This window comes from Acinetobacter dispersus (genome assembly GCF_009884975.1).
Lineage (GTDB): Bacteria > Pseudomonadota > Gammaproteobacteria > Pseudomonadales > Moraxellaceae > Acinetobacter > Acinetobacter dispersus.
In genome coordinates, this window is sequence record NZ_CP041970.1 from 1594144 (window position 1) to 1606227 (window position 12084).

14 protein-coding genes and 1 other RNA gene are annotated in these 12084 nt (G+C 40.4%); 10 read left to right on the forward strand and 5 right to left on the reverse strand.

Going from position 1 to position 12084, the window contains the following annotated elements; translation table 11 throughout:
- Positions 1 to 8: 8 nt before the first annotated feature.
- An RNA gene (gene ffs, locus FPL17_RS07325) (signal recognition particle sRNA small type) lies at positions 9 to 105 on the reverse strand.
- 324 nt (positions 106 to 429) lie between these two features.
- Between ffs and FPL17_RS07330 the strand changes: the two genes are divergently transcribed.
- Positions 430 to 1284, forward strand: a complete 855-nt coding sequence (locus FPL17_RS07330; protein ID WP_159884240.1) for a YbgF trimerization domain-containing protein — start codon at positions 430 to 432, stop codon at positions 1282 to 1284.
- Between the two features lie 62 nt (positions 1285 to 1346).
- On the opposite strand, the gene FPL17_RS07335 is transcribed toward FPL17_RS07330, so the two are convergent.
- From FPL17_RS07335 to FPL17_RS07345, 3 genes are all read right to left on the reverse strand, one after another.
- Positions 1347 to 3218, reverse strand: coding sequence for a SurA N-terminal domain-containing protein (locus tag FPL17_RS07335; protein WP_159884242.1), 1872 nt, complete (start codon positions 3216 to 3218; stop codon positions 1347 to 1349).
- 139 nt (positions 3219 to 3357) lie between these two features.
- Positions 3358 to 3630: an HU family DNA-binding protein gene (locus tag FPL17_RS07340; protein ID WP_004639426.1), complete on the reverse strand. Its 273-nt coding sequence runs from the start codon at positions 3628 to 3630 to the stop codon at positions 3358 to 3360.
- Positions 3631 to 3798: 168 nt separating this feature from the next.
- Entirely contained in the window at positions 3799 to 4254 is a 456-nt protein-coding gene (locus FPL17_RS07345; RefSeq protein WP_005152136.1) for a phasin family protein, read from the reverse strand.
- Positions 4255 to 4463: 209 nt separating this feature from the next.
- Here FPL17_RS07345 and FPL17_RS07350 point away from each other — a divergent pair, with 209 nt between their 5' ends.
- From FPL17_RS07350 to fdx, 8 genes are all read left to right on the forward strand, one after another.
- Complete coding sequence (locus tag FPL17_RS07350) at positions 4464 to 5111, forward strand: hypothetical protein (RefSeq protein WP_159884244.1); 648 nt, start codon at positions 4464 to 4466, stop codon at positions 5109 to 5111.
- A gap of 107 nt (positions 5112 to 5218) precedes the next feature.
- Positions 5219 to 5692 (forward strand): Rrf2 family transcriptional regulator, encoded by a 474-nt coding sequence (locus FPL17_RS07355; RefSeq protein WP_004807972.1) that lies wholly within the window; start codon positions 5219 to 5221, stop codon positions 5690 to 5692.
- Position 5693: 1 nt separating this feature from the next.
- Positions 5694 to 6911: an IscS subfamily cysteine desulfurase gene (locus tag FPL17_RS07360; protein WP_004807975.1), complete on the forward strand. Its 1218-nt coding sequence runs from the start codon at positions 5694 to 5696 to the stop codon at positions 6909 to 6911.
- Positions 6912 to 6990: 79 nt separating this feature from the next.
- Positions 6991 to 7377 carry a Fe-S cluster assembly scaffold IscU gene (iscU, locus tag FPL17_RS07365; RefSeq protein ID WP_004652980.1) on the forward strand — a complete coding sequence of 129 codons (387 nt, stop codon included), beginning with the start codon at positions 6991 to 6993 and terminating at the stop codon, positions 7375 to 7377.
- A 29-nt stretch (positions 7378 to 7406) separates the two neighbouring features.
- Positions 7407 to 7727, forward strand: coding sequence for an iron-sulfur cluster assembly protein IscA (iscA, locus tag FPL17_RS07370; RefSeq protein WP_004807977.1), 321 nt, complete (start codon positions 7407 to 7409; stop codon positions 7725 to 7727).
- An 84-nt stretch (positions 7728 to 7811) separates the two neighbouring features.
- Positions 7812 to 8330: a Fe-S protein assembly co-chaperone HscB gene (gene hscB, locus FPL17_RS07375; protein ID WP_159884246.1), complete on the forward strand. Its 519-nt coding sequence runs from the start codon at positions 7812 to 7814 to the stop codon at positions 8328 to 8330.
- Between the two features lie 38 nt (positions 8331 to 8368).
- Positions 8369 to 10228, forward strand: coding sequence for a Fe-S protein assembly chaperone HscA (gene hscA / locus FPL17_RS07380; RefSeq protein WP_159884248.1), 1860 nt, complete (start codon positions 8369 to 8371; stop codon positions 10226 to 10228).
- Between the two features lie 17 nt (positions 10229 to 10245).
- A complete protein-coding gene (gene fdx / locus FPL17_RS07385) occupies positions 10246 to 10584 on the forward strand; it encodes an ISC system 2Fe-2S type ferredoxin (RefSeq protein ID WP_004652975.1) in 339 nt (112 codons plus the stop codon).
- A gap of 57 nt (positions 10585 to 10641) precedes the next feature.
- Here fdx and FPL17_RS07390 read toward each other — a convergent pair whose 3' ends face one another.
- Positions 10642 to 11523, reverse strand: a complete 882-nt coding sequence (locus tag FPL17_RS07390) for an NAD(P)/FAD-dependent oxidoreductase (protein ID WP_159884250.1) — start codon at positions 11521 to 11523, stop codon at positions 10642 to 10644.
- 107 nt (positions 11524 to 11630) lie between these two features.
- Between FPL17_RS07390 and FPL17_RS07395 the strand changes: the two genes are divergently transcribed.
- Positions 11631 to 12065 (forward strand): Rrf2 family transcriptional regulator, encoded by a 435-nt coding sequence (locus FPL17_RS07395; RefSeq protein ID WP_159884252.1) that lies wholly within the window; start codon positions 11631 to 11633, stop codon positions 12063 to 12065.
- The last annotated feature ends 19 nt before the right edge of the window (positions 12066 to 12084 follow it).

Here is a 12084-nt window from a genome sequence, read left to right on the forward strand (position 1 = left end):
GGTGGCAGCCCTACCAGCATGACTTCGGCACATCATAGTTCTACTACCGTTGCTACCTTCCGGTCCTGGCGGGGTTCGTAGAGTACAATTGCGAAGCTACCAGCAGGGCTACCATTGCCTGACAAAGTATAGAGATTTTTATCTGAGTTGCAAGCCTTGTCTCTGTTTTTCAGCGAGTTTTCAACTCAACTGCCTAATTCCTCATCAATCTCTATATATTTGTTATCTATTTATTTTAATTGTGTTTAAACATTAAACAACAACCAACCAATTTCCTTCAAAAGTGCTTGAAGATTGTAAATGCTTATTGCATTTAAATGAGTTGCTGTTTTAATGGCTTAATCAAAAATCTATATCTGGTGTGTTGCAAGTAAAAGGTGAAGACTTGTTCGACCACAGCTTTATATTTCAACTTATGGATGAATTTTTATGCTAAAAAAGCATTCCGTACTTTTTATTGCCCTGCTCAGCAGTGCACATTTATATGCCAATGTTCCTATTGAATCGCGCTCTTTAAGCCAACAACAAGCCAATAATGTTGTTGCAGGTTCCCCAAGCTTGAACTGGGAAATCATGCAAAAGAACCAAAAACTTGAAGAAGAAATTCGTAAGTTACGTGGTCAACTTGAAGAACATGACAATGCAATCGAGCAATTAAAGAAAGAGCTCACCAATCGCTATACCGATCTCGATCAGCGCTTAGAATTGCTTTCACAAAAGATTGATCCACCAGAAGAAAACGCCGAAGCTCAAGATGAAACAGCTGCAACTGGAACAGCCAGTACTGACACAGCAGCATCTGTAATCGCTCCTACAGCGCCAGCACAACAACAAACAACACCAGCCAAAGCACAGCCCGCTGCGGATCGACCACCAGCCAATACAGCAACAACCAGCAACACCACCAATCAAATCGAGTTAGAAAAAGCAGCCTACACCGTTGCACTTGATGCCTACAAACAAGGCGGTGCAAAAAAAGCCATTCAACCAATGCAAAACTTCATTAAAAACCATCCGAATGGTATTTATGTCGGGAATGCATACTTCTGGCTTGCTGAATTTTACCTAGCAGTTGAACCTGTAGACTATAAAGCAGCAAAGCAGAACTATAATATTGTGGCGACTCGCTATCCAAACTCAGCCAAAGCGTCTCGTGCAGTTTATCAGTTATATAGCATTGCCAATGAAGTCGATAAAAATACTGCTTTAGCAAATCAATATAAAACTAAGCTGCTCAGCCAATACCCACAATCTGAAGAAGCTAAATTTATTCAGAAAAAATAGTTTATAGCCTCCAATAAAAAAGCCAGTTTAAACAAACTGGCTTTTTTATGCTTAGAACAAACTTATTTGATCTTTGCTTGTGATTTTAAGTATTCAGTATAGTCTTCCAATACCTGCTGACCACGGAACTGTTGATAAAGCTTATTCAACTCTTGTAACTGTTCTGCTGGTAAAGTACTTGCTACACTGCTATTCACATTTGAAACAGCTACGATCACTAATTCGTTTGGTAATTTAGCAGTCGTCGCAGACCATAAACCATCTTTGCTTGGTGCAGGGATACTGAATGCGGCACGTTCAATTGGACGTTTTAAACCTTGTGAACGAGCGAAAGTGCCTGCATTTTCAAAAGTAACTTGTGATTTTGCAACGACCTGTGCAGCTGGTAGTGTTTTAAAATCAGCAAGGATTGTTGCAATTTTCGCTTGTGCTGCTTTATAAGCCTTCGCTTCAATCACTTTTGCTTTAACTTCAGCTGTTGCTTGCTCCAAAGGTTTTACACCCGCAGCATGATAGTTACGAACCTTAATCCAAACTGTATCACCATTGGCCAACTGGATGTTTGAAGAAGCATTACGATCACCGTTCTTCACGTCATCATTAAATAATTTTGCCTTAACACTCAAATCACTTAAATATGGATTATCCGTTGTTAAAGTCACATCATTTGCAGATTCAATACGTGCGCCCTTCACTTCTTGTGCAACTACATCTAACGAATCACTACCAACAACCATCTCATTCAGGTTATTGACCGTGTCACTGAATAAATTCGCCGCTTTAGATTTTTCTACTTCAGCTGTTAAACGCGCTTTTTCCGATTCAAATGATGGCAGTTTCACCATTGGTGATTCGGCTTCGATAATGTGATAACCGTATTGCGTTTTAACAGGTTTTGAAATCTCACCATTTTTTAATGCATTCACTGCATTATCAAAATCGGCAGAGAATGCACCTGGCGCATAAGCGTCAACCAAACCGCCTTGAGTCTTCGAAGTTGGATCGTCCGAGAACTGAGCAGCAGCATCTGCAAATGTCATACCTGCCTGAATTTTTGCATAAACTTCATTGGCAAGTTTCTGAGCAGCAGCATCATCACGTGCATCCGTGGTAATTAAAATATGCTTAACTTGACGCTTAATTGCTTTTTTCTGTTCATCAACAAAAGCGGTATAAGCCTGCTGTAAATCCGCTTCAGTCACTGCTAGATTCGCTTTAGGCAACAATGCTGGCGTTAAAACCACATAATCAACATCGACACTGGCAACTTGCTTAAATTCATTCTTATGCTTGTTGTAGTAATCAGTAATTTCTTGATTTGATGCAGTTACACCTTTTTTGTAGTCATCTAACTTGATACTTGCCAAGTGCAAAGTACGCTGTTCAGTTTGTAAATTAGCTAACTGCTGCACATCTGACTTACTCACCAATGCATAATCCATCAATGATGTTGAAATCATTTTAAGTGCATGGTCTTGGCGTAAGCTGGCAATCAATGCCTGATTGGTCATCCCAACAGAACGCAAATAGTTTTCATATAATTTTTGAGAGAATTGACCATTTTCTTGAAAGCTTGGTTGTTGAGCTAACATTTGCTCAAGTTGCACATCGCTTAAAGTCAAACCCAATTTCTCAGCTTGCTGTTGCAACAAACTACGCGCAACAAGTGCATCTAGTGCTTTTTCCTGAATAACAGGCAAGTTTAAAAGAGATTCATCACCTTTCACCAATGATAAATATTGATCTTTATAATTCTTGGTTGCACTTTCTAATTCTTTATTAGAAATATCTTGACCGTTTACTGATTTCGCAACGTCTGCTTTATTGCTACCACTAAAATACCCTTCTATACCGACAAGTGCTAAAGGAGTCAAAAACAAAACTAACAGGACTTTGCCAAGCCAACCCTTAATGAGAGTACGAAACGATTCCATAAGAATTCCAATATTTTATTTCGGGGCAATTTTAACTGAAAAACAAAGACGAATGAATGGAGAATAAAGATCAAATTAACTTTTTCATTCAATAAATAAAAAACGCACCCTAAATGGTGCGTTTATTGATTTAAAAAGATTACGCAACCGAATCTTTTAAACCCTTACCAGCTTTGAAGCTAGGTACTTTGCTTGCTTTGATTTGCAGTTCTTCACCAGTTTTAGGGTTACGACCTGTACGAGCAGCTCGTTCTTTAACGCTGAAAGTACCGAAACCAACTAAAGTAACCGTGTCACCTTTTTTAAGTGCTTCAGTGATTGACGCGATTGTCGCATCGAGTGCCTTACCAGCATCCGATTTAGACACTCCCCCTTTTTCAGCAATCGCATCAATTAATTCTGATTTATTCATGATAAAAAATATCCTCTTAATATCGTTTGTTAAGATCCAAGGCTATAGTTTAAAAGGCCATGACGCCTTTATAGCAATGCTTTGGGGGAGAACGCAATACTAGAAAGACCTTTTAATTAAAATAAATACTGAAATACGACATAAACAGACGAGTTACCTGCATTTTTTTTACTTTTTATTCAATTTGGCCTTCAATTGATTATTTTCTTCGATTAAAGCATCCACCTTAATATGCAGTTGTACAAGAAGCTGTTCGATATGCTGAAGATCCTTTGGCGTGACTAAGCCGATACGATTCAGTGAATGATTCACACCCGTATCTAAAATCTTCTCAACTTTATCTTTGGTATCTGTAACAGACTCTTTGGCTTTCTCTGTCACCTTACCAACCGTATTGTCAGCAAAATCGACAGTTTTAGATTCTAGTTCTTCTCCAACCTTGACCAGGGAGTCAAACAATTTATTCCCTTCTTCTTCTGCGCGTGAAAAAGCACCTAACCCTGCAAGCCAAATTTGTTGTGTATATTTTTTGAAATCCAGCGCAGATTTCTTAGAACTCTTTGATTTTTGCTTAGTTTTTACCTCAGCTTCTTCGTTAGGATTTTCTATATTTGAGTTATCCATTGACCATTGCTCCTAAGCACTTTACAAACAGTATGTCGTATTTAACCATAAAAATGTTTTTATAATATCAAAGTTAAGACTTGATCGTTTTAAAAAACTGTTCTACAAAGCAATAAAGTCATGTAAATTATTTTTAACAATTGAGTAAGGATGCTCAAGTTTACAGACGCTATTGTTTCACAACGTTATTGGTAAGGAAAAAGAGATCTATGAGTGATACGCAACAAAGACATAAACATCCCCATTTGTTGCTAAACATTGTCATCATTGTTTTAGAAACTTTTTTCTCCTTCATCCTCACACATGATGCGGCTTTACGCCTGCAAGCTCAAAAACTAATTAATCGAAACATTACGATTCGAATCAATAGTTACATCCCTTTTTTCGACTTTTACATTCAATTTACCGAAAAGGGTTTGTTGTTTGATATGAAGGCACTCGATCGGACGATTGATTTAGAGATTAATAGCACACTCATCGATCTGATTAAGATTTTTGTGTTTAACAATCAGCGTAGCATTGCCAATATGCGCATTTTGGGTGACGCTGCACTTGGTGAAGAATTTCTAGACTTACTCCCACACCTCACACTCACCAGTATTTTCACAAACTGGAAACAATGGTTTAGCCTGTTTAACGATGAAGCTGAAGCAGCTGCATCTCAGCAGCGTATCGCCCCTTTGTTAGATAAAATCGATCAACAACGCACTGAAATTAATACTTTGTTGGTGGAAGTGAAGCAATATCAGAACCGTATTCATCGTCTACAAAAGCGTCAACGCTTGATCAATATTGGCTTCGCAGTATTCAGCTTTATTTTCATCGCCATTTTTGTTTATAATACGTGGATACAATAATTCCAATATATTTCACTTTTCACGCTGATATTGGCAATTTAAAACTTGACTATTTTAGTCGGAATTCATAAAATTTAGACATCTAGTCTAACCATGTGTACCGAATCATGCGTCTTACAACTCGCGGTCGTTACGCAGTGACTGCTCTACTTGATTTAGCTTTGCAGCCAACTGAACAAACGATCACGCTTGCGGAAATAGCAGCACGCCAATCCATTTCAGTCGCTTATTTAGAACAGTTATTCGCAAAACTTAAACGTCATGGGTTAGTTTCAAGCGTTCGTGGTGCAAATGGTGGCTATCACCTTGCGCGCACTGCAAGTGAAATCACCGTGCTAGAAATTATCGAAGCTGTAAATGAAACTGTTGATGCAACCCGTTGTGACCACAAAGGCAACTGCCAAAATGGTGCAATGTGTTTAACGCACGACTTATGGCAAGAACTCTCCCACCATATTGCCGATTATCTCGCAAAAATCACGCTTGCTGATTTAATTGCGCGTGACAACGTTCAAACTGTTGCTCTACGCCAAAATTCACCAAGCTTAGATTCAGCCCTTCTATCGGTTACAGGTATTTGACATGAAACGTCCAATTTATCTTGATTACGCAGCAACCACTCCTGTACTGCCTGAAGTTGCAGAACGTATGGTGGAATGTTTAACGTTCGAAGGGACTTTTGGTAACCCTGCGTCACGTTCACATGCTTATGGTTGGCAAGCCGAAGAAAAAGCTGAGTATGCGCGTGAGCAAGTTGCAAATTTAATCAAAGCAGATCCACGTGAAATCGTTTGGACTTCAGGTGCAACTGAATCTGACAACCTTGCATTAAAAGGGATTGCTCAGTTCTATGGCTCAAAAGGCAAACATATCATTACAAGTAAAATCGAACACAAAGCAGTGTTAGATCCTTGCCGTGAGCTTGAAGAACAAGGTTTCGAAATTACATATTTAGAGCCAGAACCACGTACGGGTTTAATTACACCTGAAATGGTTAAAGCAGCTTTACGCCCTGATACCATTCTTGTATCCCTAATGATGGTGAACAATGAAATCGGTACCGTAACAGACGTTGCTGCAATCGGTGAACTAACACGCGCCAATAAAACGTTCTTCCATGTCGATGCCGCTCAAGCAGCAGGTAAAGTTGAAATTGATCTTTCAACGATGAAAGTCGACTTGATGAGTTTTTCTGGCCACAAAATTTATGGTCCTAAAGGTATTGGCGCACTTTTCGTTCGCCGTAGCCCACGTGTTCGCTTAAAAGCACAAATGCACGGTGGCGGTCATGAGCGTGGTATGCGTTCTGGTACTTTAGCGACACACCAAATTGTTGGTATGGGTGAAGCTTTTGAAATTGCTGGCAAAACGATGCAAGCAGAGCAAGAGCGTATCCGTAAATTACGCGACAAGCTTTGGAATGGTTTACAAGACCTTGAACAAGTGTTCTTGAATGGCCACCCAACTCAAAACGTTGCAAACTATCTAAATGTCAGCTTCAACTTTGTTGAAGGTGAATCACTGATGATGGCACTGAAAGATGTTGCTGTTTCAAGCGGTTCAGCATGTACATCTGCAACTTTAGAGCCTTCATACGTTTTACGTGCTTTAGGTTTATCTGATGAGTTAGCGCACAGTTCAATCCGTTTCAGTTTTGGTAAATACACAACCGAAGCAGATATTGATCACGTGTTAACAATTACCAAAGCTGCAGTTGAGAAATTGCGTGAACTTTCTCCGCTTTGGGATATGTACAAAGAAGGTATCGACCTTTCAACAGTTGAATGGGCTGAACACTAATTCATTGAACCCTCAATTGAAAAACGTGTTTTCACCCTCATATTAATATTAGGCTGACCCCGAGGTTTGGAGAAGCAACATGGCTTATAGCGAAAAAGTAATTGATCATTACGAAAACCCTCGTAATGTTGGCGTTTTAGACAAGAATGCAGAAAACGTAGGTACAGGTATGGTCGGTGCACCAGCGTGTGGCGACGTAATGCGTTTACAAATTCAAGTCGATGACAATGGCGTAATTGAAGAAGCTCGCTTCAAAACTTATGGCTGTGGTTCTGCAATTGCATCAAGCTCTCTTGTAACCGAGTGGTTAAAAGGTAAAACGCTTGATGAAGCTCAATCAATCAAAAACATTGATATCGCGACTGAGCTTGCACTTCCACCAGTAAAAGTACACTGCTCTGTATTGGCTGAAGATGCAATTAAAGCTGCGATTGAAGACTATCGTGGCAAGAAAGCGAAAGCTTAATTGATGAACGAAATAACATTGGAGTTTTCATGATCCATTTAACTGAAAATGCTGCGAGTCACATCAGCAATTACCTGCAAAACCGCGGTAAGGGCGAAGGCATTCGTATTGGCGTGAAAACTTCGGGTTGTTCTGGGTTGGCTTATGTACTTGAGTTTGTCGATGATGTCGATACGCATGATCAAGTATTTGAACAACTTGGCGTTAAAGTTTTTGTTGACCCGAAAAGCTTAGTTTATCTCAATGGTTTAGAGATGGACTATGTCAAAAATGGTCTGAATGAAGGCTTTGAATTTAACAACCCAAATCAAAAAGGTGAATGTGGTTGCGGTGAATCATTTACTGTTTAACTGGCAACACCCCTCTTTCTTTTCGTCAAAACAGTGTGTTCCGCACTGTTTTAACGTATTTATCAATAGCGGAATTCATCTCCCATGAATCATTTTGAGTTGTTCCAATTACCCGAAGCACTCGATATAGATTTAGCAGCTTTAAAAAAACAGTTTTTAAGTTTGCAACAGCAATATCACCCAGATAAAGCCACTGACAAAGATCACGCATTGATCAAGTCGAGCGAAATCAATCAAGCATTTAAAGTACTTTCACAAGTTGACAGTCGTGCTGCGTATCTGCTTGCCTTAAAAAAACAAGATCATCATCTGGACCAATCCATTAGTGATTTTGAATTTTTGCAATCTGCACTCGAAATGCGTGAACAATTAGATGAAGCAACATCTACAGAGCAATTAAATACACTAAAAGTTGAAATTCAACAGTGGATCGATGGTTTAGTTCGCGAATTTAAAATTGATTTTGCTGACGAAGACTGGGCAGAAGCACGTGATACTGTTCGTAAATTACGTTTTTTCCAACGTGTTATGAATGATATTGATAAAGCTGAAGATCGCATGTTGGACGAAGAAGAAAGCTTCGACCTCGATGATGATTTTTAATCCGCTGTTACCGATTATTTTCAAGGGATACCGCACGCATGGCGCTTTTGCAAATTGCTGAACCAGGTCAAGCTACTGCCCCGCATCAACATCGTATTGCGATCGGCATTGACTTAGGGACAACCCACTCTTTAGTGGCGACAGTGCTATCGGGAAAACCGAAAGTTCTACAAGATGACAAAGACCGAGTATTACTGCCGTCTATTGTTCACTATGCAAAGGATGCAACCACGTTTGGCTATGAAGCTAAACCTTTTATGCTGACTGATCCTAAAAATACAGTTGTTTCAGTAAAACGCTTTATGGGTCGCTCGCAAGCAGATATCAAATTCCAGCATCCCTACACACTCGTAGGTGCGGAAAATGAAATGCCTGCATTTGAAACCGCTGTTGGTCGTAAAACACCAGTCGAAATTTCTGCTGAAATTTTAAAACAGTTAAAAGATCGTGCTGAAGCAAGCCTGAGTAATCCGGTAAATGGTGCGGTGATTACCGTTCCTGCTTATTTTGACGAAGCACAACGTCAAGCCACCCGTGATGCTGCTCAGCTTGCAGGTTTGAACGTTTTACGTTTATTAAATGAACCCACCGCTGCCGCTGTAGCGTATGGATTAGATCAAGACACCAATCTAAGTACTGACCGTAACTACGTTATTTACGATCTAGGTGGTGGTACTTTTGACGTATCGATTTTACGTTTTTCGCAAGGCGTATTTGAAGTTCTTGCAACAGGTGGACACACTGCCCTTGGTGGTGATGATCTTGATCGCTTAATCGTAAAATGGGCGAAAAAACAGCTCAATATCGATACTTTAAGTGATGAAGAATACGCTGTTTTCATCATGGCTGCACGTCAAGCCAAAGAACATTTAACAGACCATGATTCTGCTGAATTAAAACTATTGGATGATCGCCTGACTTTAGATCGTTCAACTTTTGAATCGATTATTCAAGTTGCACTCGATAAAACCATGAGCGTGTGCAAACGTGTATTACGTGATGCCAAACTTGAACTTGACGACATTGAACATGTGGTTCTTGTTGGTGGTTCTACGCGCTCTTATGCAGTACAAAAAGCGGTACGTGAATTATTTGAACGTGAACCACTTTGCACCATCAACCCAGATGAAGTGGTTGCGATTGGCGCATCAATCACTGCAAACCAGCTCATTGGTAATAGCCAAGATGGCTCATTATTACTTGATGTGACTCCACTCTCTCTTGGCCTTGAAACCATGGGCGGTTTGGTTGAGCGTCTGATTTCACGTAATACAGCGATTCCTGTTGCACGCCGTCAAGAATTTACCACTTATCAAGATGGCCAAACCGCGATGTTGATTCATGTGGTTCAAGGTGAACGTGATCTGGTTGAGCATTGTCGTTCATTGGGTCGCTTTGTATTACATGGCATCCCACCAATGACTGCTGGTCAAGCGCGTATTGAAGTAACGTTCCAAGTCGATGCTGATGGTTTATTAACGGTTTCAGCTAAAGAAACCACTTCTGGTGTTCAGGCGCAAATCGATATCAAACCATCTTACGGCCTATCTTCAACAGATACTGAGCGCTTACTGGTTGAAGGTTTCCAATACGCAGAAGAAGATAAACATCTTCGTCACTTGCAAGAAACCAAAGTTGAAGCACAACGTGAGTTGGAGGCTTTAGAGCAAGCGTTAAAAGCAGATACTGATTTGCTCTCTCAGCAACAGGCTCGTGACTTAATTCTTGCTGCCGAAGCGTTAAAAGCCCGTCTTAAAACAGATGAGCTGGCAGCGATTGAACACGCCGTTCAACAGCTTAAAATTCATAGCGATGCCTTTGCTGCGCTTCGTATGAACCGACATATTGACCATGCCTTAAAAGGTACGAAACTTGAAGATTGGTCAAACTCAAACTAAAGGTATAGGTGATCAATATGCCACGTATTAAAGTTCTTCCTCATGCACAAATTTGCCCTGAAGGTGCAGAATTTGAAGTCGAACATAACGCCAATTTATGCCAAAGTTTATTAAAAAATGGCATTAAAATTGAACATGCTTGTGACATGTCCGCAGCCTGCACCACTTGTCACGTAGTTGTGCGTAAAGGTTTTGACAGCCTTGAAGAAATGAATGATGTAGAAGCAGACTTGCTTGACCGCGCATGGGGCTTAGAACCTGATTCTCGCCTGTCTTGCCAAGTAGAGATTGTTGATGAAGATTTAGAAATCGAGATTCCTAAATACACTATCAACCATGCTTCGGAAAATCATTAAGTCAGCTGGTTTTGTCAGGTAAAAAAAGCTAGAGTTAATCTCTAGCTTTTTTATTTGTTAAGCAAAAATTAGAGATCGATGTGCAGCAGCACCTGCCATAGTGCCATCACCAACTGCGAGCGGCACTGAGCTTCCCAAACGAGCAACATCACCACAAGCGAAAATACCTGCAACTGTAGTTTCCTTCATAGCATTGGTTTTTACTGCCTCACCCATCGCATTCTGTTCAATCTCACAACCCAACTTGAAAATCCAATCCTGAGCAATAGTACATTTTGTAGTTGCAAAAATACCATCCAGCTGAATAACAGAGCCATCCGTGAGTAAAACATCGCTGTGTCCAACAATTTCTTGAATCAATCTTTTTTCTATCTTGACACCTCGAGTAGCCAATTGGTCAAGCACCTCCTGATCAATCGGATACTCATTCAATAACAGCGTAGTATCACCCCAATCGGGCAACATCATCGCCATATGTGCAGCATGCTCAGAGCTAGCAATAATCCCAATCTTGCCTTGATTCAGCTCATAACCATGACAATAAGGACAATGAAAAATGCTTTTCCCCCAACGCCCAGCTAAACCTGGAATTTCAGGAAGCTGATCCGTGATCCCAGCGGCAATGATCAATCGTTTTGCTGTGATAAACCGAGTTGCATCAATACATACAGCAAAGCCATCATCAACTTTTTCAACACGCTTCACCCTACCATCTTCCCAATCTACAGTTTGGTAAGCTAAAAGCTGCTGCTTCGCTATCTCTACAATTTCACTGGCCTTGCTACCATCCTGCGTTAAAAAGCCATGTGAATGCTCCGCAAAGCGATTTCGTCTTTGCCCAGCATCAATCAACACTACTTTTCTGCGAGCTCTCGCCAATGGCATCGCTGCCGCCAAGCCTGCATAACTTCCACCAATAATTGCAACATCGTACTGCATAACTCCAACCCTATATGTAACTTTAAAAGTTACATTAATACTTTTCATTTTAATTTGCAACTTTTGATGTTACATTTAACTTAACTCCTTTTTTACTTATGGACCCAATGCGTACAGACAGCAAACTCTCGCGAATGCTTCATGTGTTACTACACATGGCAAGACAAAATAAGATATTTACCTCTGATGAAATCGCGCAGATGCTTTCCACCAACCCAGTCGTGGTCAGACGAACGATGTCAGGTCTCAAAAAGGCAGGTTTTGTTCACTCAGAGAAAGGCGCTGGTGGCGGTTGGCAATTAACAGGTGATTTAGAAAAAATTACACTTTGGGATATTTATCAAGCTGTGGGTGAACCCACTATTTTCGCGATTGGCAATGAAAGAGAAAATCCCGAATGTTTGGTGGAGCGTGTCGTAAATGCCGCATTAGATCATGCAATACAAGATGCGCAAAATATACTGACACAACAGCTCAAGGCAACAACACTCGCCTCTTTAGCGCTTGAATTTGATCATTTATATGAGATTCATGCACATTAAGGATGAACTTACAGAATAT

Coding starts and splice junctions, on each gene's coding strand:
- FPL17_RS07330 (WP_159884240.1), top strand. CDS start 430: ATGCTAAAAAAGCATTCCGTACTTTTTATTGCCCTGCTCAGCAGTGCA.
- FPL17_RS07335 (WP_159884242.1), bottom strand. CDS start 3,218: ATGGAATCGTTTCGTACTCTCATTAAGGGTTGGCTTGGCAAAGTCCTG.
- FPL17_RS07340 (WP_004639426.1), bottom strand. CDS start 3,630: ATGAATAAATCAGAATTAATTGATGCGATTGCTGAAAAAGGGGGAGTG.
- FPL17_RS07345 (WP_005152136.1), bottom strand. CDS start 4,254: ATGGATAACTCAAATATAGAAAATCCTAACGAAGAAGCTGAGGTAAAA.
- FPL17_RS07350 (WP_159884244.1), top strand. CDS start 4,464: ATGAGTGATACGCAACAAAGACATAAACATCCCCATTTGTTGCTAAAC.
- FPL17_RS07355 (WP_004807972.1), top strand. CDS start 5,219: ATGCGTCTTACAACTCGCGGTCGTTACGCAGTGACTGCTCTACTTGAT.
- FPL17_RS07360 (WP_004807975.1), top strand. CDS start 5,694: ATGAAACGTCCAATTTATCTTGATTACGCAGCAACCACTCCTGTACTG.
- iscU (WP_004652980.1), top strand. CDS start 6,991: ATGGCTTATAGCGAAAAAGTAATTGATCATTACGAAAACCCTCGTAAT.
- iscA (WP_004807977.1), top strand. CDS start 7,407: ATGATCCATTTAACTGAAAATGCTGCGAGTCACATCAGCAATTACCTG.
- hscB (WP_159884246.1), top strand. CDS start 7,812: ATGAATCATTTTGAGTTGTTCCAATTACCCGAAGCACTCGATATAGAT.
- hscA (WP_159884248.1), top strand. CDS start 8,369: ATGGCGCTTTTGCAAATTGCTGAACCAGGTCAAGCTACTGCCCCGCAT.
- fdx (WP_004652975.1), top strand. CDS start 10,246: ATGCCACGTATTAAAGTTCTTCCTCATGCACAAATTTGCCCTGAAGGT.
- FPL17_RS07390 (WP_159884250.1), bottom strand. CDS start 11,523: ATGCAGTACGATGTTGCAATTATTGGTGGAAGTTATGCAGGCTTGGCG.
- FPL17_RS07395 (WP_159884252.1), top strand. CDS start 11,631: ATGCGTACAGACAGCAAACTCTCGCGAATGCTTCATGTGTTACTACAC.